Genomic DNA, 25,744 nt, shown 5'->3' on the forward strand with positions numbered 1-25,744 from the left:
AACAATAGGGGGTTTCATCAGATAAAAATAACGCGGAAAGGAGAGATGGAGACCAGCATTTATCAACTGTTATTATTGGGCTCAGCCCTTGCCATAGGATTATTGGTGGGGGTCGAGCGCGGCTGGAGTAACCGCAATATTGCCGAAGGTAAACGTGTGGCCGGGCTGCGAACCTTTGGCCTGATAGGCCTTCTCGGAGGTATATCCGGACTACTGACCTCCCAACTCGGCGCCCTGTTTCTCGGTGTCGCCTTTGCTTGTGTTACGGCGCTGACCGTCGCCGCTTACCTGATCAGCAGCCGCGAGACTTCGGATATTGGCATGACCAGCAATATGGCCATGGTGATTACCTTTCTGCTTGGTGCGCTGGCCGGGCTGGATCAGATTGTTATCGCAGCGGTTTGCGGTGTCGTCACCACCTTGCTGCTACGCTCGAAGCATTTCCTGCACAAGTTGCTGATGCAACTGTCACAAGATGAACTGAACGCCGGACTCAACCTGCTTATTATCTCCGTGGTGCTGTTACCTGTATTACCGGATCAAGGCTATGGGCCCTGGCAGGCAATCAACCCCTATGAGATCTGGTTAATGGTGGTGCTAATCGCACTGATATCCTTCGTCGGTTATTTTATGATCCGCATGTTTGGCGCTCAGCGAGGCATCCTGATGACAGGTTTTGCCGGAGGCTTGCTGTCATCGACGGCGCTGACACTACAGCTGTCACGCCTCTCGCGCGAACACCCGCCCCTGCAACAACTTTGCTCCGTAGGCGTGCTCGTGGCATGCGGTGTAATGTTTCCCCGTATGATATTGGTAGTGGCGTTAATTAAACCTGCCTTAGTGGACGATCTTTTCATGCCTATGGTATTGATGCTCACCGTTGCCTTTACCTGTGCGGCCGCGATATATCGCCATAATGGCAATCATTTGGTGCTCGATGATGTGCAGCCTAAAAACCCGCTGAAACTGGCATCGGCCATGTTATTCGGACTCTTGTTGGTGGTCGTAGCACTGGTTGGACGGGGGATTGTTGAGTGGTTGGGTGAGTCCGGGGTATTTCTGATTGCCATTGCGTCGGGTGTAGCCGATGTCGATGCCATTAACCTGACGCTCTCCAGAATGGCCGGGGAAGATATCTCACACAAAATGGCGGTGCTTGGCATAGTATTAGCGAGTGTATCTAACACCCTGTTCAAAGGCTGTCTGGCGGTGTTTATTGGCGGCGCAGGGATGATACGCTGGATAATGCTACCTTTAGTGCTGACCGCCGCAACCGGCCTGTTGACAATCTGGCTGCAGTGACTCAAGCGTTGCGGCAAACAGTCCCTGACTCCAGCTCTTGCGCGACTAAACAAGCAAACAAATTTTTGTTACTTTTTGCCAAAACTTTGATGAAATCCATATTAGTCACTAATAATTGAAATAATGGGTGCGTTTCTCACGGAATATTGATATCACAGGCATTCTAAAGCCATTTCGGTATTTTCAGGTGTAGGTGTCATGCAGTTTTCTAAGTTTGGTGAAAAATTTAATCGTTATTCCGGTATCAACCGTTTGATGGATGATCTCAACAAGGGCCTGCGCACGCCAGGAGCCATCATGTTGGGTGGCGGCAATCCGGCAACGATTCCGGCGATGCAGGATTATTTTCATCAGGCAACAAGCGAAATGCTGGCAAATGGCGATCTGGTCGCGGCACTGGGGAACTATGACGGCCCACAGGGTAAAAACACCTTCCTAAAGGCCTTAGCAGATCTATTACATGAGACCTATGGCTGGGATATCAGCGAAAAAAATATCAGCCTGACCAACGGCAGCCAAAGCGCATTCTTCTATCTGTTTAACCTGCTGGCGGGAAAGCAGCTCGATGGCAGTCACAAGAAGATACTTTTACCTCTGGCGCCCGAGTATATCGGTTACAGTGATGCGGGTTTAGATGATGATATTTTTGTCTCCTACAGGCCGGAGATTGAGCAGTTAGATAACCGCATGTTTAAATACCATGTGGATTTTGAACAGTTAACAGTGGATGAGTCTGTAGCGGCTATCTGTGTTTCCCGACCAACCAACCCCACGGGTAATGTGTTGACCGACGCAGAGGTAGCTGAATTAGACAGATTAGCCAGGGCTAATGATATTCCGCTAATCATCGACAACGCCTACGGTACCCCCTTCCCCAATATCATCTTCGAAGAGGTCACCCCCTTTTGGAACCGCAACACCATATTATGCATGAGCCTGTCCAAACTCGGCCTTCCGGGCGTACGCTGCGGTATCGTGATTGCCAATGAAGAGACCACTGCGGCACTGACCAACCTTAACGGCATCATCAGTCTGGCCCCAGGCGGTTTCGGCCCCGCGATTGCCAAACATATGATTGAGTCGGGTGATCTATTGCGCTTGAGCGAAACGGTCATCAAGCCTTTCTACAAAGAGAGAGCTGAGTTTGCCGTCTCCCTGTTGCAACAATCTATCAGCGACAATCGATTCAAGATCCATAAGCCCGAAGGTGCCATGTTCCTCTGGCTATGGTTCGATGAGTTACCGATCACCACCATGGAACTGTACGACAGACTAAAAGCACGAGGTGTGTTGATTGTACCGGGGGAGTACTTCTTCTTCGGCCAATCGGAACAATCTGAGGAAAAATGGGACCATGCCCACCAATGCCTGCGGATGAACTATGTGCAGGATGAAGCCAAGATGCGCGATGGGATAGCGATTATCGCAGATGAGGTGAAGAAGGCTTATGCCCAAGCCTAGGCCGTGCCACCAAATGGGATAACTTGCTCGCTAGCAAGTTTCATATAGCTTTAAGTGGGTTCATTTCGCGGAGTTGGTACTTGGTTTGGCTTCCTGAGTACCAAGGTTTCATTGGTGTTTTGCTTGCAGCAGGTGCTGTATAGGACATACGAATGTCGTGAAGGCAGGATGCCTAAGAACGACCTTAAGTGAAGATACGTCTTCGGGATGGTGAATAGAAACCTCTGGTTTCAGTGCTTATGAACGAGAGGCATGGATGCCAAACTGGCTGTTAAACATGGATGTTGTTGCAGCGAGCCACTGAAGTATCTGCACATCCCCGCCGGCAGGCGTTAAATAACCATGAAGGTACGACCTTCAAACACACTACCCAATACAAATAAACTAAAACAAATAACTAAAACAAAAAATGTAACCAGCCTTCATTCGAAGGCTGCCACTATCTATAACGAACCAAACAAATCTATAGCCAAGCAAACAAATCATACTGCTCTGACAGCAGTTTCACACTCATGGCAACGGACATGACAACCACCAGCGGCTTGATGATTTTCGTGCCCTTGGTAAGTACCAGTCGTGAGCCCAAAGTAGCCCCTAGTGCCTGGCCGATGAGCATGATGCCGCCAAGCATCCAAAACACCTTGCCGCCAATGGCGAAGAAGATAAGGGATGAAATGTTGGTCGAGAAGTTAAGCACCTTAGCGTGGGCAGTCGCCTTTGCCAGACCAAAACCCGCCAGAGAGACGAAGGCTAAGGCGAAGAAACTACCGGTGCCAGGGCCGAAGAAGCCATCGTATAAGCCCACGGCTAAAGCGGCGGTGAAAGCGAACAGGGTTGGCGTGAGCACCCTATGCCTGTCCTCCTCACTGATATTCTTAGAGAACAGAAAGTAGGCTCCGATAGCCAGCATCAAAAACGGCAACAGGACTTCAAGAAAGGCGGTGTCTATCTGTTGTACCGCAATAGTACCTAATGCTGAGCCGATAAAGGCGCAGAGTATGGCGAGCTTCATCTCCCCAAGCTTGACCATCCCCTTGTGGACGAAATAAAGGCTGGCAAAGAAACTGCCACCGCAGGCCTGTAGCTTATTGGTCGCTAAAGCCGCCGTCGGAGGCAACCCTGCCCACATCAGGGCCGGGATAGTAATTAAGCCTCCACCGCCGGCGATAGAGTCAATAAACCCCGCTAAAACCGCTACGGCGAACAGTAATGTGATGAGTTCATAGGAAAGCTCGATTGACATGTTTATTTATTGTTTTCTTATTTATGAATGCCGCTATTAGACGATGTTTGCACCCTAAAGGCAAAGGAGTTATCTTCCCTTGTGCGTGAGAAAAACTCGCCCACAACCTCAACCCTACGTCTGGCCCTTAAATACGAGAACCTTAATGCATAGCTCATTACCGCCACTAAATTCGCTACTTGCCTTCGAGTCGGCTTCGAGACACCTGAGTTTTACCAAGGCTGGCAGTGAACTTTTTGTCACACATGGCGCGATAAGTAAGCAGATAAGGGGTTTAGAGGAGTATTTAGGTGTGCCGCTATTTTTAAGGCAACACAGAAAGCTGGTACTCACCGACGAGGGGCTACGTTACCTGCCGCAGATACAGACGGCGCTGCAAACCATCAGTCATGCGACCGATGAGATTAAGTCTCAACAGATGCTCACACAGAGTCTGGCAATTAATGTATTGCCCAGCCTGACGATTAACTGGCTTATTCCCAGGATGGAGGAGTTTAAACAGCGTTATCCCCATCTCTATGTCGACCTCTCCATCGGAGACTTTACTCTGGACTTCGACAAGAGCCCCTGTGATATCGCCATAAGGAGTGCCACTGTCGCGCCTCAAAATTGCAACTACATCAAGTTGATGGATGAGGACCTTTGCCTGGTGTGCTCTCCTCAAATAGCGAACAGGCTGAACACTCTGGATGATATTAACCGGATGACACTTCTGAAGCACACCACACGCCCGGAGCTTTGGCCCTACTGGTCAGAAAAGGTTGGCTTATCTTTAACAACAGATAAGAAGTTCGGTATGGAGCACTTTTACATGCTGAGTCAGGCTGCGGTTAGCGGCATGGGAGTGGCCCTGATCCCTCGATTTTTTATCGAGGAGCAACTGGCCGATGGTAGCTTAGTGATCCCCTTCGATTCGGTTTTTTCCAGCCCCTATACCTATTATGTACTGACCCCGAAGTCAAAGAACTTGCCGCTGAAAGCCAAGGCTTTTATAGACTGGCTATTGGAAATTTTTGCCCCCTATAGAGTCTAATTATCATAGCTCGTAGCTCAGTCAAGCATAAAAAAGAGAGACACAAACAGCGCCTCTCCTCATTAACATTTGAGCATGAGTTACACTAAACACCCAACGACATCGAACGCTTCCTGGTAATTAATGCCTTGAGCGACATCAAATTCAAAGTTTAATACCTTCAGGCAGGTATCGAAGGTCTTTTCCCCAAACCACTGCTTATCGAATGAGTTAAGCGCCTGAATTATGCCCTCCTGGCCGCCGTCGCCCTGCAGCGAAACAGGTGCTAATGTCGAGATAAAGCTGGCAACCAAGCCATAGAGATCTTTTTCCGCCTCACCTTCGGCCGCCCATAATTTAGGGTCAGCATATCGGCTGGCATAGTGACTGGTCGCAATATCCAGCCCAATGCCGAAGTTGACTAATATGGCCTTCTCTTGATTACAAATAATATTCTTGGGGCAGATAGCACCGTGATAAATATCCATCTGATGCATATATTGCAGACCGGTCAGTAACTGAGTAAACCACATAACCGGCTGCCCCAGCTGAATATCTGACAGCTCATCGAGTGAAACGCCATATTCCCAGGAGCGGGCAATAAACAACTCTTCACTTTGGGGGAGTTGACCAAAGGCCAGTACATTTTCGACATGTGGATGGTGCAACTTAGATAAACTGCGATAGAGGTTATTCAGTGTCGGCCAGTTTGACTCGACCTTGCTGTATACCGACACGCCGCACTGGTACTGCCCCTGTATGTGCCTTGCTCGCCAGAATTGGCTGTGCTGAGTCGCCGCAATAAACTGCTCGAGTCGATAATGATGATCGACTATCGCTCCGACGGTTATCTCCAGCTTTTCAGGCAGAGTATCGCACACACCGTTATCGATAAGCGCAGACAGATCGCACCGAAGTGCATCGAGGTCGACTGTGCCCCCTTTGGCAGCCACCTGATACCACTGATAGATTCGAGGCTGTTTCGTCTGCTCGGCTAAGGCTAAGAAGCCTTGGGCATAGGCCTGAATGTCTTCACCGGTATTGAGAGTATCCTTAATATCGATAAATTCGACATCGCCCATATCCGATACGAAGACACAGTTACTGGTCCACCCGCCGACGGTAAAGCCACGACGGTGAATTTGCTGTAACCCGGAGACCGAGCGCCTTAAGATTTCAAGCAACTGGTAGGTTGTCAGGGTCTCTGTTTCCAATACATTCAATGGCACACCACGTGGCATACGGATAGGAAGTACTAACTGCTCTCCGTCTTGAATGAGCGGAGCACAATAGGGCACACCACTGCAACCGGTTAGGGCTTGCAGACGTTTAAATTCAGCTCGCAGTTGAGCCTCATGATTTTGTGACTGGATCTGATCGGTAAACTGAGTCGGAATAAGAATTTTAAGTAACCATGGCGCGGTCCAGTCTCCCGGGTTGTATTCCGCCTGCCAAACTTCCAGTCCACTCTGAATGAAGAGACATTTGAGTTTAGTAAAATCCTGAATTTTATTGTTTCGCTGCTCGACCAAGGCAACCTGACCTATGGTTTTAAGCACCATCTCTTTCTGCTCATCGGTGACTTGATGGCTACGTGGCGCAGTGAGTCCCCACTCCTTGGTTAACGCAGCGACAATCTGCTTTGGCGTATAGATGCTCAGGGATCCTTGCTGTTTTTCAAGCTCAATCTCTTCACCTTTGCGGCCGGTAATAAATACCATACCCTGACACCAGGGGGCGTAGACACCGACAGGAATTTTATGCTTAACATTACCCGCAAGAACCCGGGCAACATAGTTAGCTTTTGCTAAGCTGTTATCGACTTCGCGGCCATCGAGTGACCAGGCATGCAGGCCCGCATCCAGTCTGCCAATATAGCCCTTAACGTCGACAACATAGACCCCCCACTCGCCTATAACGAGCGCATCGACCTCCATTGCCTGACCCGATTTTGTCGGGATCTCCACATTAGTCAGCAAGATATAATTTTCCGGCAGCTCGGAGGCCAGTAATGAAAATGCCCAACGCTCGGCATCGTTCACCGGCGTCCCGAAGCTTATCTGTTTTGCCATTCTCTTCTCCCTCTGTGGCATTTACCTGACATGAAACCAGCAGTTATAATCGCTAAAAACTTGTCACATCCAGGTTTCATCATTGATGACCCAATTGCGTCCAATGATGAATTACAGACATAAAAAAAGCCACCTAAATGGTGGCTAAATTCAAAATATATCAGCTAACTAGATCTACTAAAAATACTTAATAGACACATCGAATAACACCACCAGAAAGTGGCATCTATCGGGACAAGAGGCAGATATATTAGTGCTTACAGTCGTCGCTACATTCATGCTCGTCATCGGCGAATTCATCATCACCCTCTTGATGTTGCATGACTCCCCAACCGTCGGTTGCACCGCCAAATTCGCCGGCAAACTCATTGAGTTTAACTTCTTGGTCGACGATAGCCTGGTACTCAGGAACCATATTGATACACACGATCAGTTCCCACTTACCGACTTCATCATTCAGATGAAGTTCCATCTCACCTTCAAGCTCAGACTTAGCCAGCTCTTCGGTTGCAGATTCTGCATCTCTTTGGTCGTCGAAAACAAGGAAGAAATCAACATCGAGTTGCTTAGTCAGATCGATGCCCGCATCAGCCATCGCTGCCAGCATTTTGCCATTATCATCATCTGGGAATTGCATAATTTACTCCGTCCGCTCTATTCTGCCGCTACAATCTTGACTGAAGTATCGTTGAATGAAACCACTTCACCCGCACGAACCTTCTTACGTTTACGGGTTTCAACAACACCGTCTACGGTCACCATACCTTCACCGATAACGAATTTTGCTTCTCCGCCGCCGCCAACCATAGCTTCGACCTTCAAAATTTTATATAGCTCTATGAACTCTTCACCAGGCAATAATGCCAAAGTCGCAATTTGTGCTGTCACACGATTTACCTTTAATCAAATTTCTCACGGGATTATAGCACTCACAGGTAAACAAACTATATAAGAATGCATTAAGGAATGGCGAGTATCAAAATATGGGGATTGAAGCTTATAAGGAGAAGAGGTATCTGACAGGTGAAGTTAACGAGAAAGTTATCGAACTAAGTTAGCTTGTTCTCTCCTCGCTGAGTAAGCCGTAACTACAATCATCAATCCAGATATCGTCGACTTTATAGTTATCTCTGAGTATCCCCTCTAATTGAAAACCGTTTCGTTCCAGTACTTTGGCTGAAGCCACATTAGCTTTGGCACAAAGAGCGATAAACTTATGGACACTGAAACTAAGGACTGCCCAGTCTATGACAGCTTTTAGACTCTCAGTTGCATAACCTTTTCCTTGGCCTTTTGTCGCTAGCATGTAGCCCACCTCGGCATGCCCAAAATCTAGGTTTTTACAATAGAGTCCGGTAAAACCGATAAAGCGACCCGTTTCCAACTCTTCGATGACTAAGGTTAACCAATCTCCGGAGCTATAGGACCAGGGGGCCAATCTATGCTCGAACTTTTCCTTCAGGGTCTCGATATCATCGGGCCGTCTGACAAATTGATTTATCATAGGGTCTTGGTGAATCGATAAAAAGTCGCTCCAATCATCACGATTCAAGGAGCGAACTTTTAATCTGTCGGTATAAAGCTCGAGCATAATAAATAACCCTGTAAGGTTATTAACCGCGGCTGGTTACTTCAAGCAGGTGATAACCAAACTGAGTTTTAACTGGTCCCTGAACTTCATTTAGCGGTGCACTGAATACCACCTCATCAAACTCTTTAACCATCATTCCTGGGCCGAAAGAACCCAGATCGCCACCTTGAGCACCCGATGGGCAAGATGAGTTAGCTTTAGCCACATCACCAAAATCGGCGCCAGCCAAAATCTGTTGCTTAAGCTCTTCACACTGAACTTCAGTACTTACGAGTAAATGTCTTGCAGTGGCTTGTACCATGTTATAACTCCTAACGTAAATTACGTTTGCTCGCCCACTATCGTGGTCAAAGCAAATGAACTAAAAATAAACCCAGCTAGTATAAAACATTCGCTGGGTTTAAAAAGCATTAATATGAATAACCTGAACTAATATGAACAACTGAACAAAAGTTCAATAGTTCCGGCTAAACGAAGAGTCGACGACTACTTCTGAGTTTCAACCCAATGATTTATCTTCATCTCCATCACGGCCATAGGCAGAGAACCTGAAGTCAATACTTGGTCATGGAACGATTTCAAGTCGAACTTATCACCTAAGGCTTTCTCAGCTTCGGCTCTCAACGACAGGATCTTTAACTGGCCAACTTTGTACGATAAGGCTTGACCTGGAATGGCCATATAACGCTCGACCTCGGCAATGATGTCCGACTCGGCCATGGGCGAGTTATCTTTCATGTACTGAATCGCTTGCTCACGTGTCCATCCCTTAGCGTGCAGTCCCGTGTCGACAACCAGACGCATAGCGCGAAGCATCTCATCGGATAACTTACCAAAGTATTGATAAGGGTCTTCAAATAAGCCCATTTCAATACCTAAGTATTCAGCGTAAAGCGCCCATCCCTCTTCGAAGGCCGTATAGCCACCGAAACGTTGAAATTCTGGTACACCCGAAAGCTCTTGCTTAATGGCAATTTGGAAGTGATGTCCCGGCGCCGCCTCATGCAGAGAAAGCGTAGTCATTCCCCATTTAGGCTGTGCTTTTAGGTTGAAGGTATTAATATAAAACACCCCCGGACGCGTGCCGTCAACCGCTGGCGACTCGTATGATGCCCCCGCAGCTGACTGCTCACGAAAGCTCTCTACAGGCTTAACCACATAATCAGCCTTAGGCATAATATTGAAGTATTTAGGCAGCTCCGCATTAATCTTATCTTTAAGCGTCATATAGCCGTCTATTAAGCCCTGGCGTTCAGTGAAGAAATACTGAGGTTCAGAAGACAATGAAGCAAAAAATGCCGTTAAATCGCCTTCAAACTTCACCTGCTGACGAACCTTGTCCATCTCGGACAGAATACGGGCAACTTCGCCTAAACCAATTTGGTGGATCTCATCGACTGACATAGTCGTCGTCGTGTGTGAGTTAGCGAGATGCTGATACCAGACTTTACCATTTGGTAGCCCCCACCACCCATCACTGGCTCGAGCAACCGGCAAGTAACTTGTTGCAAAGTATTCTTTCAACGAGGTTAATGCAGGCAATAGATCGTCATTAATCAGCTGAGTGTACTTTGCTGTGATCTCATCTTTTTGTGCTTGAGTAAAGCTTTCCGGCAAATTGTTCACCGGCGTATAAAACAAACTATCACTGGCCTGATTTACCAACTGTGCTTCCAGTTGAGGAATGATGCGCTCAACCAAGATTCGGGGCAGGACAACTTTACTTTTTATCCCCTCATCCATTCGCGCTTGTGCAAGCTTAGTCCAGTTGATAAAACCAGAGAGACGAGAAGCCCAATTATCGTAATCTTCTACCGTATTGAAAGGCTGAGCACTTTCACCACTGCCGAGTTGTACCATGCTTATCACAGTACTGTAGAACTGATTCATAGGCATAAAACGTGACGGGAATGTTTCATCGACTAAGGCGACATTGCGATCATAACTAAACATGTCGTAGCTTAACTGTAGAGCGGGAGAGAGCTGGCTTCTATCAATCTGTTCCACACGTTTCAAATAACTGGTATTAAACTCGTGGCGGGCTTTAAGGTACTCATCGGTCAGATCACCACCGAACTGGTCATTGTAGTCGTTAACACCAACAAACGTCGCATAGATAGGCTCAAGTTTTAGGTAGTCATTAAAGAAATTATCCACGAGGGTCAAATAAGCCTGCTCGACAGCCTCACTCTTAATCGCTTGACCTTCTTTTGCTTGGTTATTTTGTGCTATTTCCGCTTGTGCGTTAACAGACACCCCAGTTGCTTTTTCACTATCTGAACAAGCTGTTAGGCCTAGTACCAATCCAATCGATACCGCAAGTAAAGCTCTTTTCATTAAATCCCTCTCTCTAATATTCTGTGCAAATGCTTGTTATTTTCTATACTTATAGCAATTGATAAAACTTGATCGTGTGATTAGCCCCCCTAAAAGTTTGTGCTAATGGGAAAGGAGTAACCAATGATCTATTCTTTTCGTAACTCAGGATTCAGAGACCCTGAGACTGGTGTCTATAACCAAACCTACTTTATGGAGGTCTTTAACCGTGAGTGGCATCGCCATATAAGAGATCACCAAAGTTTGGCGTTATTGTATCTTTGCCCGCACATACATGAAACAGTTAAGCAACCTCATTTGCTTGAATTTTTTATGAAGCAAGTACAAGAAGCCATTCTCAGGACAACAGATCTGGTGGCGCGACTCAACAATAACAGCTTTGCATTAGGTTTATTCAATATCGATGAAACAGGCACACAAGTGGTGTTGCAACGAATTGAAGACAAGATTAAACAGTTCAACCTTGAATATGGTAAACAACATACCAGCCATGTTGATTATGAATTGGCCGGCTGCATCTGCACGCCAGAACAAGATCTCAATATTGAGATCATATTTAAAGATGTTGAGAGTCTAAGCCATGAGTTGGGACGTGAGAAAAACAAAAACATTGAGCTTAGGCACTTACAATAAGTATCAACAGAGTAAAATTTGGTTAAAAAAAAGGCCCCTTTCGGGGCCTTTTTCTGGAACAAATTTACAAAGTTACGTTGTGAATTCGAGCCTTCTCTTTAATGTAAGAGATATAACCTTTCGCTGAACGGGCAGTCTTATCATCTTTAATCGCTAAGTTACAGCGCTTATAAGCGGACTTGTATTGCTTAAGATTAAGATAGGCCAATGCCAATTCAAACTGCGCTTCTCCTGGGTGCTTAATGCCGGCATCTAGTGCCTTCTTAAGAACAGGAATAGCTGACTTAGACTTGCCATCGAGGGAGAGAATTCGCCCCTGACGCAGGTAGTACTTACCATTATTACCAGCTTCAGCCGCTTTGCCGTAATACAGCGCCGCTTCTTTAAGCTCTTTAGCGTTATGATAGAAACCGGCTAAAATCGCAAGAGTCTTCTCTTCCTCTTTTATCAGGCCAGATTTCATATGCTTTTCATAGATCTTTGCAGCGCGGTATGGCGAACCATTCTGTGCAAGCAGTTGAGTCAAACGAGTAATGTTACCCGCAGTCTCTAAAAATCCATTCTTATACGCTAAATCATAAGTGGCAAGTGACTTGGTGTACTTTTCAGTCATCAGGTAGAACTGAGCTAACTGAACCCATAGACGTTTATCGTCCTGGAAAAGTGGCACCATGGTCTCTAACACTTTAACCGCTTCAGGATACTTCTTTTGGTTGAAGTAAGCCGTTAGCTTCATCTGGTACAAGCCTTTATCGGGTTTGTCACTGATGGCTAAGCCTTTGTCTGCAACCTCAAGAACTTTATTCCAGTTCTTCTGTTCAGAGTATGCGATACCGATACGACGGTATATCTGAGCTTCTTGTTTACAAGTAAACTCCATCCATCTGTAATAATACGGAATCGCTTCTTTAAACTTCTTCTCTTGCAATAAGAGATCGGCATATAGACGCAAAGTCGCAGCAGTGTCAGTTCCACCTAATACATCAAAATCGACGGCAGTCTTGAGATACTTGATTGCCGTGCCCATCTGAGACTTCTCTGCATAAAAGTTACCCAACATACGGGCAATATACGCTTTATCAAAGTCATGACGAGGATCAGCTTCAAGTAATACCTCGATAGCAGCGTCGATGTCGCCCTCTTGGTAAGCTTTGAAAGATTTTTGCACTTTCTTGGCTGAGGATTGACCAACAGCTTTAGACTTACGCGTGTCGATTTCACATTTTTCAGCGGCATTAACTGCTGGTACCAGAGCTAAACTTCCACCTAAAGAGAGCAGTAAAGTTGCTGCAATACTAGTCGATTTAAAACTGACTTTACGCATCGTTATCTGCCTCCTTTATCTAAGGTGAAGTCAAGTTGAACAGCCATACCAGGTTGCTTCAATGCTTTGCCATCTACGATCTTAGGTTTGTACTTCCACTTTTTAAGCGCACGTTTTGCTTCTTTGTTAAACAAACGCTTCGGTTCAGCCTTAATGATTTTCACATCTTCAACACCACCGAGCTCATTGATCGTAAAGCTAAGTTGTACCCAACCCTCTTTACCATCACGTGCTGCTGCTATTGGGTACTGAGGCTCGATTCGAACGATAGGTGTAGCATCACCGTCACGTGTCATCATGTTACCCAGTTTAAAGCCTGTACTGGCTCCCCCTGCTGCTACACCACCCATGTTAAATGACATATTTGTATCTATGTCAGATGAACTGTCAGGCGGAGTCACATCCGGCTTAGGTGGCTGCTCCGGCGGCGTTGGCGGCTTCGGCTTAACCCTTGGTTTTTTCTGTGCTGATGCATCATCTTTGTTCATGGTAATTTCAATGACAGGTGTTTCTGTCGAGGCATCGTGGCGGGTTGGACCGCCACCTACCAAAAACGCCATGAAAACAAACAAAGCAAAAGTCACAGCACCACCAATGATGAATGATACTATTCCTCTCAGCATATTATTCGTTCCCCGCCGATACAGATATCTTATCGATACCCGCCGCTTTAACGTTATCCAACACCTTAACCACTAAGCCATGTTTCGCTTCCTGGTCGGCCTGAATAAGTACAGCAGCTTCAGGTGCTTCTGCAAGCATACGTTCTACGTTTGCAGTCACACGTTCGATATCAACCTGACGATTTTCCATCATGATGATGCCAGTCTTGCTCACACCAATGAAGATGTTAGCTGAAGGCTTCTTCGTCGCTTGAGACGCTTCAGGCTTGTTATAGTCAAGACCCGATGGTTTAACAAACGATGTTGTTACAATGAAGAAGATAAGCATGATAAACACGATGTCGAGCATCGGTGTCATATCAATCTCAGCTTCCTCTTCTACGCTAGAATGCTTTCTACGTGCCATGTTCAATCTCTCTCTAGTGGTGCGGCAGACTGTCTTTTAGCTTAGCTAAACTGATTTTCATTTTTGCGTCCAGACGAGTACTAAAAAATACTCCAGATAACGCAGCAACCATTCCAGCCATCGTCGGCATGGTCGCCATTGAAATACCAGCTGCCATCATACGAGCATTACTCGTGCCATGAACTGCCATCACATCGAATACTGATATCATACCGGTTACGGTACCTAGCAGACCTATCATAGGACAGATAGCAACTAAGGTTTTGATAAGCAGCATACGTGCCGTTAAATCTTGCTTCGCTTGGGATACCCAAGCTTCACGGATGCGGTGTGCATACCAAGAGGTTGAATCCTCTCTCGCTTCCCATGCGCTAATGATTGCTTTGTGCTCTTTTGGTGATACCCAATTAAGATACCAGTAGCGCTCAAGCATCAATACCCACATGACAAACAATACAGCAGCCACTAACCAGAGGACGTCGCCCCCGGCGGCCATGAAGCCCCTGACGGAATCCCAGATATCCATCAGGAATAACATTAGGCTTTCCTCTTCTCAGCGTGTGAAGCAACAATTCCCGCACTTTGCTCTTCTAGAACTTGTACGATTGACTTACTACGTGCAATAACAACAGCATGCATAAGCATAAGCGGTAGTGCAGCAACCAGACCTTGAACCGTAGTCATAAGTGCCATAGAGATACCACCAGCCATAAGCTTAGGATCACCCGTACCGAACAACTGAATGCTCTGGAAGGTTGCAATCATACCGGTTACGGTACCAAGCAGACCCATCATAGGTGCGATAGCAGCCAAAACCTTGATGATAGAGATACGAGTCTCAAGCGCTGGCGTCTCTTTCAGAATCGCTTCATCAAGTTTCAGCTCAAGCGTTTCAACGTCAACATCTTTGTTGTCCTGGTAAGCCTTGAGTACACGACCGAGTGCGTTGTTACCTGGATTTTCCAAGTCTTTACGCTGACTGTTAACTTTAGCACCAACAACACCAAGCGTGATTAGACGCTCGATAGAGATTAGAGCACCGAGAATAAGTAGACAGATGATGATGTAACCAATGGTTCCACCTGCTTCGATACGCTCTTCGATAGTAGCCTTCTGAGTAAAGATGTTCAGTAGCACACCTTTAACCGGGTCAATATAAAGCTTAGCCGCACCAGAAGTTGTACCTTCAAATGGTGCAACTGTCTTAACTTGGTAGCTGTCAGGTTGCTGCGAAAGCTCCTGAATCAAACCTAGGTCTGCGTTAAATACAACGTACTTACCATCGGCTAAAAGGTTGAATGGGCCAACACGAGTGATTGTTGTGTTACGAACACTACCATCGATATCGGTAACCGCGCCTTCGAACTGAACGACCTTGCCAGACTCAGCCATTTCGAACAGCTGCTCTTCCCAGAAACGCTCTAGCTCGTCGATTTTTGGTAACTGCTTACGGGCACCAAGGTCGGCGATGAAAACATCACGGCCTGGGTACTGTGCAGAGATGTTAGAACCCGCTAGCTTACCAGCGAAATCACCTGCATCACCTTTAACAACACCAAACATCTCACCCAAGTCACCTTGAGCTGTTTTAAGATCTTCTTCTAACTGACCGATTTTACGTTCGTTATCCAAAAATGCCTGGTTTAAGTCTTTACCACGCTGTCTTTCGGCAGCGAGTGCATTTTTTTCACGCTTAAGAATTGCGGCTTTATCGCCACGCTCATTCTTAAACTCTTGCTCGCGCTTCTTGTTTGTTTTAGAAGCATTTGCGCGGTCTGTTTGAACCTGCTTAAGAAGCTGGTCAATAGACTTAGGTGCGTCAGCTGCGCTAGCAATACCTGAAGATAATGACAGGGTTGCAGCAACGATTGCTGTAGTAATTAACTTCTTCATTATTGTGCAGCCTCCGCAGCAGGAATTGGTAACGAGAATAGATCCGGTGCACCCTGTTTACGTGCAATTCGAATACCTTTGGTGATTTCACGAAGATAGCTATCTTCTAGTTGATCCCAACCTTTAGTTTCATCGTTATACATCCAAGCTAATCTACCGTCTAAGCTCTGAGCATAAAGGGCAACACGGCCTAAGTTAAAGAAATCAACCAAGACTTCTTTACCATCAAGCTCTAACTGACCAGTTTTAACTGCGATAAAGCCGCCGTATTCACGCTCGATGCTGTAAGCATCAAGAATAAGACGATACTTTTCAGCCAGTGTAACTTCGGCGCTGTTAAGAAGCGTTTTAAGATTGTTTACACGCTCAATACGCGTCTCTGTGTTGAAAGGAAGATCTAGCTGAACAAACTGTTCTAGCGCATCAACCATTTTAAACATTAGAGGAACAACACCTTGACGAAGTGCGTCAACGCCGTTGATGTCATCTTGAATTGATTTCATAGTAGCTTCTTGGTCTGCAACCAGACCTGCTACGTAATCGTTATAAGACTTTAGTGATTCACGCTCATCTGCAACTGAACCATACTCGAACACCATGTCCTGAGCTTGGTCAAAGTACTTATCTACTTTCTTTTGAGATGTTGCTGCTTCAGCGTGAATTTTGCTGTCAGCCTTCTGAACGTCAGAAAGAGGATCGGCAATCACTAAGTTACTGCCGGCTAAGGCTAGTGCGCCCACGAGCGCTGTAGCGATTTTTGTTTTATTGCTTACCTTGGACATAGTTCCCAACCAATTTGAAGTAAAATTAAAAAGGTTTAACTTATTAACAACATGGAGTTCTGCTTATATTTGCAGGAATCTCCAGTTTATAAGTATGTCTTTCTCTTGTGATTGTTAATTATTATCTTATTTTTCTACGCCGTCAAAGGCGTAGCACCGCTGGCATCATTTCACAAAATGTTGACCTGTGTCAACAATTGAAGCGGTCTAAAACTAGTAGAAAACGAGCTTAAAGGATGGAAAACAAGCAAAAGGGAGTTTTTTAGACAACTAAGTAAAAAGCACATTAACAAGAGACTAATAAAAAAAACCACAACCCACCCCTTAGTGATTGTTTTTACTGTCATTTAAGTTGTTAACACTATATTTCCAGATTTAACATACCATTAACGAAAGCTGGTTATACCAGTATACATTTACATTGCTATACCGGGTAAATTATTGTCAAAACCATCCTAATTATACCCTTTAATCTTATGTCGCAAAGCGCAAATCAGCTGTTCAACCACAGATCACACATTCTCAATAAAAGAGACGTGAGGCAATCAAGAGTTTAAACATTAAGATCACGAGTATAGACCATCCTTAGATGAACTATTGTTTTGTTATCAATAAATTCCAGCCCAAAACATCCCTGTTTTCATCAATGACCGATGAAAGGTGGTCCAATGAAGCATCATGCAGTGAAATCAGATTAATAATCTCCGCTAAAGAGCTCTCAGATTGCGCCGCATCGGCCAATTCAGATAGCCTTACATAGAGGGTTTTTAGCTGTTGTCTTGCAAACTCAATATAGTTCTGCTTTTTATCCATTTTCCAAAACAAGCCAGTCTGAAATAGAGTTGCGACATAGTTTAATAGCTCGCAATCTTTAAGGGCCTCTTCGTCCCGTTCGGCCAGTATACCGATCGACGTATTTAGCTGCTTCCTGAGGGCTTCACAGCTCTGGTCTTGCTTGGCTCTATCTAAATCCTGTTTACTCTTCACCTCTCCCATTTTGTCAACTATCCCACTGAGTAAATTGAATATATCTTCAATTTCATCAGATTTAATTAATGACAATATTCGACGGTTTCGTCTTAAAATTAGCGAGTTCTTATGGTGCATAACTAAAGCTAGTCGCCCTTTAGTGCGGAGCACCCTTAACGCTTCGGGGACCGCTTTTTTAAGATTGGCATATTCAATTCCAAACTGGGATATGACCAGCTCAAATTGTCCATCCTCAAAAGGAAGTTTGATGCAGTCAATATTTGATAATAATTTTATATTAAGGTTCTCAGCCAGCTTAACTGAGCTAATATCTGTCTTAATATTCGCCAGATCGACACCTATCACCTCGCCCTCAACTGACCGATTTTTCAGATAGTCGCTCATCATTAAGGGTAAAGCACCATTACCCGTCGCGATATCCAGTACTTTAAAGTCACTTGTTAACTCTGCGAACCTAGGTGTCCATATATCATTTAGCACGCCGGTATAATTACTGGTAAAGCTCTCACCAAAAGAGGTCAAATGCCCCTGTTCCCAATAATCACTCCAATGGTTATTCATACTACACACTCTCGTTATTGTAATTATTTGAAGATAATACAGAAAAACACTAAAAAAAAAGACCCTTGCGGGTCTTTTTTCAATTTAAATACTATATTAAGAAGAACTTAGTTAGATACTATGTTTAGAACTTAATTGTATAAGAAGCTTTATATTCGCGACCGTAGTTGTTATATAGCTCAGGGTTCTCATACTTCCCTTTAGAACTCAATACTGGATCTTCATCAGTCAAGTTATTCACACCAACCATGACGATACCAAAGCTACCAATATCATAAGTGTATGAAATATTATGAATTAACCATGAATCACGCTCATCCATAGTACCGTCTGATCTTTCTTCTTCTGTACTCGAAGTGTAATTCATGTTCCAACCAACACGGTGATCTCCCATGCTGTATGTTGTAGTAAACACAGACTTATAATCAGGCTGATCATTCGTACCGGCAGTATCCACTAACTTCAACTCACCATCAACACTTTGCTCTTCATCGTAGCTAAGAACAAAACTGTTAGACCAGTTAAATGCGAAGTCACCCATCTCAGTTTCAACATTTGCATTTAAACCAACATCAATACCTTCGATAGTGAAACCAGAACCGTTATCATAACCAGTACCTACTTCTAATACGCGACCTAATGATCCATCAGTAGTTGGAGCTCGGTCTACATAGAATGTATCAGTTGTTGCAATCGAACCATCATGAATACCCTCGATAACAGCTTCTGTACTACGAGTACTAATAACATCTGTAATATCAAGCTTAAAGTAATCAACCTTCATACCAAAGCTATCAGTAATATCCCATGCAACACCTAAGTTTAGGTACTCTGAACTCTCTGGACCTAATTGGTCATTGGCACTATACCAGGTATCAACCTGTCTCTCATCACAACCTGCACTACCTGTTGCGTCACACATAGGTAGATCTCTAGCGTCCTCGGCACTGAACGAAGTTGCCGCGTAGAGTTGGTCTAGTGATGGTGCGCGGAATGCTTCAGAGTAAGAAGCACGAACCACTACACTGTCAAGAGCCTGCCAACGAACAGAAGCTTTAGGAGATAAGTTGCCACCAAAATCACTGTAGTCATCGTAACGAGCAGCTAGGTTAATTTCAACTGAATCAACGACTGGCATTGCGACTTCATAGAAGAAAGCAGTTACAGAGCGATCACCACCTGCAGAGTTACCAGCGGATCCACCGATTAAGCCCGCTTCAGATTGAGCATCATAAACTGATGAATAATCTTGAGTGAAATATTCCATGCCTGCGTAGTGAGCAATTTCGCCACCCGGTAGTTCGAACGCATCAAAACCAATACCCGCATTATACTGGTGGAATATTGCCTTATTTTGAGTCAAGGTTGTCGCTTTCATATTAGCAACGCCTTGCTCTGAACCTAGATCGATTCCATTCGCGATGTTGTGGGCTAATCCACCTTTACTTAGGTAATACTCACCAATATCTTTGTTATCAGCCTTGTTGTAATGGTAGTAAACTTCCCAAGTTGCATCATTCCATGCACTGATAGTTCCACGAAGGCCAGTCAGGTAATCTTGGTTATAATCGCTGCTGTTACCATCACGAGTACCAATGTCTACCCAACGGAACAGACCTGTAGTCTCTTCACCAAATGGGTTATGTGGATTATCTGCAGCCATATTATCCCAAGTCGCTGCAGGTGGTGCATAACGACCAAACGACTCATTCTGGGTGAACATAACGCGGCCGAACCACTCAACATCTTCAAACACTTCATAGTTTGCATCGACATAGACAGTGTTACGGTCGATAGATGCTTTATTGTAAGAGACATTACCATATGCATACATACAGTACTCAGACCCAGGAGACCAATCGTTATCAGCGGCAACGGTTTGGAAAACATCTGAACCATATTGCGCTTCTAAATCACCACATAATGGTGAAGCTTGTGTAGTCGCCCAATCAGGTGAAGCGATTGTCGCACCGAAATATGACCAACCATCAGTCTCTTCGTACGCCTGAATAATACCATCATTATTATGATCGGTCATCTTCGCGGCAGTATAGTCACGTGCTCCATCGGCAATACCTTCACGATCCTGATGATCCCATGCAAAGGTAATATTACCCTTATCCATCTCGTAACCGGCAACGAGACCAAACTCTTTACTCGTCATGCCGTCATCACGTTCACGGGCACCAGCACCAACATTAAACTCTATGCCTTGGTAATTTTTCTTCATGATGATGTTAACAACACCAGCAATCGCATCAGAACCATAAGTAGAAGATGCACCATCAGTTAGAATTTCGATACGCTCAACGGCAGCCATAGGGATAGCGTTAAGGTTTGCCGATGCGCCACCCATAGTTGGAGAACCAGGGAAACGTTTGCCATCGATCAAAACCAGAGTACGGCTTGAACCTGCGCCACGTAAGTTAATTGTTGCTTGAGACTGCCAAGAACTACCTGACGCTTCAGAGAATGAACCGAAAGAGTTAAGGTTACTGTTACGTAGCGCATCGGCTACAGTAAAGTTACCTTCAACCTTCATGTCATCGGCTGTAATGGTTGTTACAGGAGATGCACCTTCAAGGTCACTACGCTTAATACGTGAACCAGTTACTTCAATTCGTTCTACTTCTGCAGACTCATCTGCCGCGAAAACTGCCGGAGCTGTTAATGCAGCTGTTGCTGCAGCACCACTAATTAGTGCGAAACGCACTGAATTAGCTAGTAAGCTGTTCTTATACATGTTGTTTCTCCCTGGACTCTATTTTTTATTTTATTATGAGATGTATCCATATGAACACAATGTGTTACACCTGGCTACACTCGCAAACAAATAAGACCATACCTGAAACATTTAATCAACAAATCAATAGTTTTTTTTACAGCTGTGATATTCATTCGATTAATTTGTATACAAGTAGCTGTAAAAAACTGAATTATTTAGATAGTTCTCCATTAGGTGTTTTTAATAAACCAGGTATTAAGGAGGTCTGCTTGCATTCTCCTTCAGCAGAAAAAAACAAATTAACCTCCAAAAAAACAACACGTTAACTAACCATTAGTCTGATATTTAAGCAGTAATAAGAGAAGTGGATAGCAAGAGCACGGGAATATGCTTTGCTTTAGTGAAGAAGTCGATGCTATTTAATCAATTACCCCTAAAGTTAACACCCGAATAACATGTGTAAACCTTTCGTTACGCCATCAGTAGGAATCGATGTTTTACTCGCTTTATATTCATTTTATAAATTTAAATTGAAAAGGGCTCAAGGCTTGACAAAGCGGCTTTAACTTGTTCGTGAAGGTGGTATATAGATATGGCTAATATAAGAGAACCGACATTTTTTGCTTATTTTATATAGAAGAGGTGCATGTGCTGATTATATATAATAGGAAAAGAGGTCGCTTAATCGTAGTCAAAGGGATAGTTGCAGAGCTTATTCAAAGGTTCTCACATAATTGATAGCCCCACTCTATTTGCTCAGCTATTAACTAAATAAAGTAAAAGCAGTATTGGTAAAAGCAAAAAACGCCCATAAAGGGCGTTTTTTTATTACAAGCTTTATTTATAACAAGCTTATAGTGTGTATCTGATACCGATAGCTACGCCGTCATCTTCAGAGATAGACATTGCAGCTTCTTCACTACCAGTGAAGTCACTGAAGTCTTTGCGTCCCTCGATGTACAGCACTGTGTTTGCATCCCAAACATAGTGAACACCTGCTACGGCGAACTGACGTTTAAATACATCTCCGCCGTACATGGCCTGGTAGGCATCGCCGGCTTCCAAGATGTTGTATGAAATGAATGGACGAATTCCATTTTCAAGCTTGTATGAAACCAGAGTTTCAACACCATAAGCTTCCGGGATCATGCGACCGATATTGTCTGTATCATGGTATTCATTCTTGTTGAAGTTCGCCGCAGCATATAGGCCATCATTATCGAACCCACCCCAAGTGATACCAACACCATAAATATAATCAGTTTCGGTAAACTTTTGTCCTTGTGAAGTCGTCGCTTCGAATTCACCAAGGTTGAAACCGGCAGTGAATGTCAACTGCTCTGTTGCATTATATGTTGCAGCTGCACCATATGTGTTGTTGTACTCAACGGTAGTAACGCTACTGCTATTTGTACCCGTTAAGCCACCAGATACCATAAAGTTTTGTTCAGTTGCCTGGAACGGACCTGCACTTGGTACCAATTCATTAATTTCGAAGCTATCTTGCTTTAGCTGCGCCTGTACTGCGAAGCTGAAATCACCAAAGGCATTACGATATTGAACGGTATTGTCACCACGTCCGACACCATTAATCGCGCCATCGGCTTTGTTATATGTGTATACACCAGCCGCATTACCGTCCCATACAAAACCATAGTTGGTGTTGTATACTACATCGTACCAAGCGCCCCACTGCTTACCTATAGTAAGTGAACCGTATGTATCATGACCTAAACCGACATAACCGAGACGGTTATGAATAAACTCATCACTGTCAGAAGAAAAAATACTGCTGTCATTGTTGTAATTGATTTCACTGTTACCAAATGGGTTAACACTCCACTCCAGCTTTGTGAATGCTTTCCATCCATCGCTCATTTCACGAGTAAAACCAAAATTGATGCGTGATGCACCGTTTACCACTTCTGTAGCACCTTGAGTATTGATTACGCGCGCATCAATAAAACCACCGATCTCAACGGCATTTTTGTCGTCTTTATAGATCTCGATTGCCGATACCGACGGAACAAATATAACGGCTGCTAATGCGGATGCTACTAGAGTCTTTTTCATGTGATGTCTAACCTTAATGTTTTCAGTCTGCTTGATTCTATTTTGTGTCATTCCGTTGTTTTATTTCTTCCTGATTGCAATTGAGACTAACAAAATATTAGTAATCACTCAAAGAGGAATGTCACAAAAAATGCGGTTTTTAGCAGCGAAAACACCATTAAAACCCTTTTACAGCAAGTAAAGCACCGTTTCGCAACATAGCCACAACACCACATTAAGATGCGCTCAGCTAAATTAACGGCAACTGATTAGACGCAATACTTTCGAATTTAACTTTCAGTATGGTAAGTACGGGATCAGAAACAGGGAAGAGTTGCCTACTTATATAGTAATCATAATCTATCGGCGACTTTTGAAACTTCACCGGCTCGGCCCCGTTAAGCGTGATCAGATACTCAACTTTGGTGCCTTTTCTGGCATATTGCTCATCCCCGGTAGATTGACACATCTTCTGAGCTGCTTTGACATGCGGCGATGACTTAGCGGTGTAGTCTTTGATATCTCTTCGCAGCCTTTTGGTAAATATTAATTCATCATCTAGCTTACCCAGCTTCAGATCATCGATAACGCCGTGCAAGAAAGAGACAACGTCAAGCTTAGAGAAAAGACGAAAATAAAGCTCTTGTTGTACCCTTCTGGCTAATGGACTCCAATCACTTCTCACCTGTTCCATGCCTTTAAAGATCAATTCGAGCTCACCATCGGCTTTTGTATAGGCTCCCACATATCGTTTCTTTGACCCTTCAGATGACCCCCTCAATGTCGGCATAAAGAACTGCTCAAAATGAGATTCAAATTCCAACTCGAGATAACAGTCGAGCTTCATCTCGTCTGCAAGTTTCTCTTTCCACTTTAGGTTAACGACTTCCACCAGCTTTTTCCCAAGTGCATCTACCTCCGCTTCGGGAGTTCTGTCACCCAACCAGACAAAGGTTGAGTCGGTATCGCCATAAATCACCTGATAGCCCAACTCCTCAATCCACCTCCTAGTCTGTTTCATGATCTCATGACCTCTGAGAGTTATAGAGCTAGCTAAGCGGGCATCATGAAATACACAACCTTTCGATCCCAGTACACCATATAAGGAGTTCATGATAATTTTTATCGCCTGAGACAGCGGGGCGTTGTGTTCAGTCTTTGCCTCCTCCCTATGCTCAGCTAAGGTTTTTATCAATTGCGGTAAGATGGGATTGCGCCGACTAAACTTTGCCCCCAGAAAACCGTCCACGGTATCGGACTCCTGTGATGAAAGTCCTTCTATTAACCCTTTAGGATCGATTAAGAAAGTACGAATAATGGAGGGATAAAGACTCTTGAAATCCAAAACCACAATATCCCGATATAAACCAGGTATAGAGTCCATCACATAGCCACCGGGACTCTCGAGCCCCTGACTCACTGCCATAGCTGGGGCGACATAACCCGCTCGATGAAGATGAGGGAGATAGAGGTTATTGAATGCGGCGACAGACCCGCCAACCCTGCCTAACTCCAGACCTGTTAACCTGGAACGTTCGATAGCAAAATCGAATAGCTGGGTTTTCTCAAATATATCCCAGACCAGACGGCTATCGTTAAGGTTATAGTGGGCTAATGCCAACTTATTATGGTGAAAAAGTTCGGTGATCTCCTCTCCTCTATTTTCTACATTATGGATTGCCTTACCGCGACCCAATAATGCCCGGCTGACAAACTCTAAAGAGAAACTATCGAATCGATAAAATGCCGCTTTTAGCCAGTCGATGCCGTCCAGCACGACCCTACCAGGTAAAGTCAGGGTTTCAGGTCGATATTTATCTGCAACTTTCCATCCAAGCTCACTAGCCCCGCGGCCAATAGTCAGAGCAATACGGTGAAATTTGGCTCTTCTATACAGCAGAGCCAGATCGAAAGTAACAACGGCCCACCCAATAATCACATCGGGATCATAATCAGCAAACCAATCTATCAATGCGACAATCAGTGATTTCTCGTCACTCACCCACTGGATATCGTCGACAATATGATTAAAATCTCCATCGGGCTGCGCATTAAAAGCCTGAGTCGTCTGCTGGCCTACCATGATCACTTTTCGATACTCATCCCCATTCCCATCACGCCCATAAAGTCCCACCGAATATAGCTCACCATTGAAGCTACATTCAAAATCCAGAGATATTGATTTTAATTTGATATCGAGGAAGCTTGCTCTTGCGCGCTGAGCGATAAACACCGGTAGGCCTGCTGAGGGTAGGGCTTGAGCATAATGTCCCATAAATTCGCCATCTAGTGCGATGAAACGCTCAATAAGGTAGCGTTGCTCGGGTCTGATTTCTGCCTCAAAAAGAGCAATTCCTAGGTCGATAGCGCCTTTTATCAGGTGTCTGAAACCTTGTCTTGATTGGCAATAGATAGCTGTCACTTTGTCCAAATCGAAGCTATGTAAGGTTAACGCCTTGGTCCTCACCACGCCGAGTGCGGGTATTGAAAGCAAGCTGCTCAGGTTAGTAGTGGCACAAAAACAGATAAATTCAGCTTGAGGAACCTTAACCAAAACAGAGCCATTCTCAGTTTTCACATAATAATGCAGCCATAATGAAGCAGGCTCTTGAACAACATGCCGTGAAAGCACCCTTCCCTTTAACGCAATATTGGGGTTTATCTCTTTATTCATAACAGTTAAACAAGCCTCGATGCCTGACTCACATTTCGTTGGTAACCGGTGCTAGTACCAAAT

General features: G+C 44.7%; 21 protein-coding genes. 4 read left to right on the forward strand and 17 right to left on the reverse strand.

What is annotated here, in order from left to right; all coding sequences use genetic code 11:
• Nucleotides 1-45 precede the first annotated feature (45 nt).
• Together EKG39_RS01050 and EKG39_RS01055 are read left to right on the forward strand one after the other, a co-directional pair.
• Nucleotides 46-1,302, forward strand: coding sequence for an MgtC/SapB family protein (locus tag EKG39_RS01050; RefSeq protein ID WP_126503404.1), 1,257 nt, complete (start codon nt 46-48; stop codon nt 1,300-1,302).
• A gap of 198 nt (nt 1,303-1,500) precedes the next feature.
• Nucleotides 1,501-2,763 (forward strand): valine--pyruvate transaminase, encoded by a 1,263-nt coding sequence (locus tag EKG39_RS01055; RefSeq protein ID WP_126503406.1) that lies wholly within the window; start codon nt 1,501-1,503, stop codon nt 2,761-2,763.
• Nucleotides 2,764-3,226: 463 nt separating this feature from the next.
• Here the strand turns inward: EKG39_RS01055 and EKG39_RS01060 are convergent, their stop codons facing one another.
• Nucleotides 3,227-4,006 (reverse strand): TSUP family transporter, encoded by a 780-nt coding sequence (locus EKG39_RS01060; protein ID WP_126503408.1) that lies wholly within the window; start codon nt 4,004-4,006, stop codon nt 3,227-3,229.
• 145 nt (nt 4,007-4,151) lie between these two features.
• On the opposite strand from EKG39_RS01060, the gene gcvA reads away from it, so the two are divergent.
• Nucleotides 4,152-5,039, forward strand: coding sequence for a transcriptional regulator GcvA (gene gcvA, locus EKG39_RS01065; RefSeq protein WP_126503410.1), 888 nt, complete (start codon nt 4,152-4,154; stop codon nt 5,037-5,039).
• An 80-nt stretch (nt 5,040-5,119) separates the two neighbouring features.
• On the opposite strand, the gene EKG39_RS01070 is transcribed toward gcvA, so the two are convergent.
• The 6 genes from EKG39_RS01070 to EKG39_RS01095 form a co-directional block, all read right to left on the reverse strand.
• The gene (locus EKG39_RS01070; RefSeq protein WP_126503412.1) at nt 5,120-7,090 is read right to left on the reverse strand and encodes an NERD domain-containing protein kinase family protein; all 1,971 of its coding nucleotides are present in this window, start codon (nt 7,088-7,090) and stop codon (nt 5,120-5,122) included.
• Nucleotides 7,091-7,340: 250 nt separating this feature from the next.
• Complete coding sequence (locus EKG39_RS01075) at nt 7,341-7,727, reverse strand: ribonuclease E inhibitor RraB (protein ID WP_126503414.1); 387 nt, start codon at nt 7,725-7,727, stop codon at nt 7,341-7,343.
• A 17-nt stretch (nt 7,728-7,744) separates the two neighbouring features.
• The gene (locus tag EKG39_RS01080) at nt 7,745-7,978 is read right to left on the reverse strand and encodes an RNA-binding S4 domain-containing protein (protein WP_012141928.1); all 234 of its coding nucleotides are present in this window, start codon (nt 7,976-7,978) and stop codon (nt 7,745-7,747) included.
• A 166-nt stretch (nt 7,979-8,144) separates the two neighbouring features.
• A complete protein-coding gene (locus EKG39_RS01085) occupies nt 8,145-8,681 on the reverse strand; it encodes a GNAT family N-acetyltransferase (protein WP_126503416.1) in 537 nt (178 codons plus the stop codon).
• Between the two features lie 22 nt (nt 8,682-8,703).
• On the reverse strand, nt 8,704-8,982 hold the full coding sequence (locus EKG39_RS01090) for a peptidylprolyl isomerase (RefSeq protein ID WP_012141926.1): 279 nt from the start codon (nt 8,980-8,982) through the stop codon (nt 8,704-8,706).
• 185 nt (nt 8,983-9,167) lie between these two features.
• Nucleotides 9,168-11,018 carry a DUF885 domain-containing protein gene (locus tag EKG39_RS01095; RefSeq protein WP_126503418.1) on the reverse strand — a complete coding sequence of 617 codons (1,851 nt, stop codon included), beginning with the start codon at nt 11,016-11,018 and terminating at the stop codon, nt 9,168-9,170.
• Nucleotides 11,019-11,141: 123 nt separating this feature from the next.
• On the opposite strand from EKG39_RS01095, the gene EKG39_RS01100 reads away from it, so the two are divergent.
• Nucleotides 11,142-11,651, forward strand: coding sequence for a diguanylate cyclase domain-containing protein (locus EKG39_RS01100; RefSeq protein ID WP_126503420.1), 510 nt, complete (start codon nt 11,142-11,144; stop codon nt 11,649-11,651).
• Nucleotides 11,652-11,715: 64 nt separating this feature from the next.
• Here the strand turns inward: EKG39_RS01100 and EKG39_RS01105 are convergent, their stop codons facing one another.
• From EKG39_RS01105 to EKG39_RS01150, 10 genes are all read right to left on the reverse strand, one after another.
• A complete protein-coding gene (locus EKG39_RS01105) occupies nt 11,716-12,975 on the reverse strand; it encodes a tetratricopeptide repeat protein (protein WP_126503422.1) in 1,260 nt (419 codons plus the stop codon).
• 2 nt (nt 12,976-12,977) lie between these two features.
• Complete coding sequence (locus EKG39_RS01110) at nt 12,978-13,598, reverse strand: energy transducer TonB (protein WP_126503424.1); 621 nt, start codon at nt 13,596-13,598, stop codon at nt 12,978-12,980.
• 1 nt (nt 13,599) lies between these two features.
• Nucleotides 13,600-14,004, reverse strand: coding sequence for an ExbD/TolR family protein (locus EKG39_RS01115; RefSeq protein ID WP_028768254.1), 405 nt, complete (start codon nt 14,002-14,004; stop codon nt 13,600-13,602).
• 13 nt (nt 14,005-14,017) lie between these two features.
• Complete coding sequence (locus EKG39_RS01120) at nt 14,018-14,542, reverse strand: MotA/TolQ/ExbB proton channel family protein (RefSeq protein WP_126503426.1); 525 nt, start codon at nt 14,540-14,542, stop codon at nt 14,018-14,020.
• Nucleotides 14,542-15,897 carry a MotA/TolQ/ExbB proton channel family protein gene (locus EKG39_RS01125; protein WP_126503428.1) on the reverse strand — a complete coding sequence of 452 codons (1,356 nt, stop codon included), beginning with the start codon at nt 15,895-15,897 and terminating at the stop codon, nt 14,542-14,544. The genes EKG39_RS01120 and EKG39_RS01125 overlap by 1 nt, the downstream gene beginning before the upstream one ends.
• Nucleotides 15,897-16,679, reverse strand: coding sequence for a DUF3450 domain-containing protein (locus EKG39_RS01130; protein WP_126503430.1), 783 nt, complete (start codon nt 16,677-16,679; stop codon nt 15,897-15,899). Before EKG39_RS01130 ends, EKG39_RS01125 begins: the two co-directional genes overlap by 1 nt.
• 594 nt (nt 16,680-17,273) lie before the next feature.
• On the reverse strand, nt 17,274-18,230 hold the full coding sequence (locus EKG39_RS01135) for a class I SAM-dependent methyltransferase (RefSeq protein WP_126503432.1): 957 nt from the start codon (nt 18,228-18,230) through the stop codon (nt 17,274-17,276).
• A 124-nt stretch (nt 18,231-18,354) separates the two neighbouring features.
• Nucleotides 18,355-20,973, reverse strand: coding sequence for a TonB-dependent receptor (locus EKG39_RS01140; RefSeq protein WP_126503434.1), 2,619 nt, complete (start codon nt 20,971-20,973; stop codon nt 18,355-18,357).
• 834 nt (nt 20,974-21,807) lie between these two features.
• Complete coding sequence (locus tag EKG39_RS01145; protein WP_126503436.1) at nt 21,808-23,028, reverse strand: porin; 1,221 nt, start codon at nt 23,026-23,028, stop codon at nt 21,808-21,810.
• Between the two features lie 229 nt (nt 23,029-23,257).
• On the reverse strand, nt 23,258-25,681 hold the full coding sequence (locus EKG39_RS01150; RefSeq protein ID WP_126503438.1) for a DNA polymerase II: 2,424 nt from the start codon (nt 25,679-25,681) through the stop codon (nt 23,258-23,260).
• Between the last annotated feature and the right edge of the window lie 63 nt (nt 25,682-25,744).

The organism is Shewanella atlantica (genome assembly GCF_003966265.1).
Classification (GTDB): domain Bacteria; phylum Pseudomonadota; class Gammaproteobacteria; order Enterobacterales; family Shewanellaceae; genus Shewanella; species Shewanella atlantica.

Coding starts and splice junctions, on each gene's coding strand:
- EKG39_RS01050 (WP_126503404.1), top strand. CDS start 46: ATGGAGACCAGCATTTATCAACTGTTATTATTGGGCTCAGCCCTTGCC.
- EKG39_RS01055 (WP_126503406.1), top strand. CDS start 1,501: ATGCAGTTTTCTAAGTTTGGTGAAAAATTTAATCGTTATTCCGGTATC.
- EKG39_RS01060 (WP_126503408.1), bottom strand. CDS start 4,006: ATGTCAATCGAGCTTTCCTATGAACTCATCACATTACTGTTCGCCGTA.
- gcvA (WP_126503410.1), top strand. CDS start 4,152: ATGCATAGCTCATTACCGCCACTAAATTCGCTACTTGCCTTCGAGTCG.
- EKG39_RS01070 (WP_126503412.1), bottom strand. CDS start 7,090: ATGGCAAAACAGATAAGCTTCGGGACGCCGGTGAACGATGCCGAGCGT.
- EKG39_RS01075 (WP_126503414.1), bottom strand. CDS start 7,727: ATGCAATTCCCAGATGATGATAATGGCAAAATGCTGGCAGCGATGGCT.
- EKG39_RS01085 (WP_126503416.1), bottom strand. CDS start 8,681: ATGCTCGAGCTTTATACCGACAGATTAAAAGTTCGCTCCTTGAATCGT.
- EKG39_RS01090 (WP_012141926.1), bottom strand. CDS start 8,982: ATGGTACAAGCCACTGCAAGACATTTACTCGTAAGTACTGAAGTTCAG.
- EKG39_RS01095 (WP_126503418.1), bottom strand. CDS start 11,018: ATGAAAAGAGCTTTACTTGCGGTATCGATTGGATTGGTACTAGGCCTA.
- EKG39_RS01100 (WP_126503420.1), top strand. CDS start 11,142: ATGATCTATTCTTTTCGTAACTCAGGATTCAGAGACCCTGAGACTGGT.
- EKG39_RS01105 (WP_126503422.1), bottom strand. CDS start 12,975: ATGCGTAAAGTCAGTTTTAAATCGACTAGTATTGCAGCAACTTTACTG.
- EKG39_RS01110 (WP_126503424.1), bottom strand. CDS start 13,598: ATGCTGAGAGGAATAGTATCATTCATCATTGGTGGTGCTGTGACTTTT.
- EKG39_RS01115 (WP_028768254.1), bottom strand. CDS start 14,004: ATGGCACGTAGAAAGCATTCTAGCGTAGAAGAGGAAGCTGAGATTGAT.
- EKG39_RS01120 (WP_126503426.1), bottom strand. CDS start 14,542: ATGTTATTCCTGATGGATATCTGGGATTCCGTCAGGGGCTTCATGGCC.
- EKG39_RS01125 (WP_126503428.1), bottom strand. CDS start 15,897: ATGAAGAAGTTAATTACTACAGCAATCGTTGCTGCAACCCTGTCATTA.
- EKG39_RS01130 (WP_126503430.1), bottom strand. CDS start 16,679: ATGTCCAAGGTAAGCAATAAAACAAAAATCGCTACAGCGCTCGTGGGC.
- EKG39_RS01135 (WP_126503432.1), bottom strand. CDS start 18,230: ATGAATAACCATTGGAGTGATTATTGGGAACAGGGGCATTTGACCTCT.
- EKG39_RS01140 (WP_126503434.1), bottom strand. CDS start 20,973: ATGTATAAGAACAGCTTACTAGCTAATTCAGTGCGTTTCGCACTAATT.
- EKG39_RS01145 (WP_126503436.1), bottom strand. CDS start 23,028: ATGAAAAAGACTCTAGTAGCATCCGCATTAGCAGCCGTTATATTTGTT.
- EKG39_RS01150 (WP_126503438.1), bottom strand. CDS start 25,681: ATGAATAAAGAGATAAACCCCAATATTGCGTTAAAGGGAAGGGTGCTT.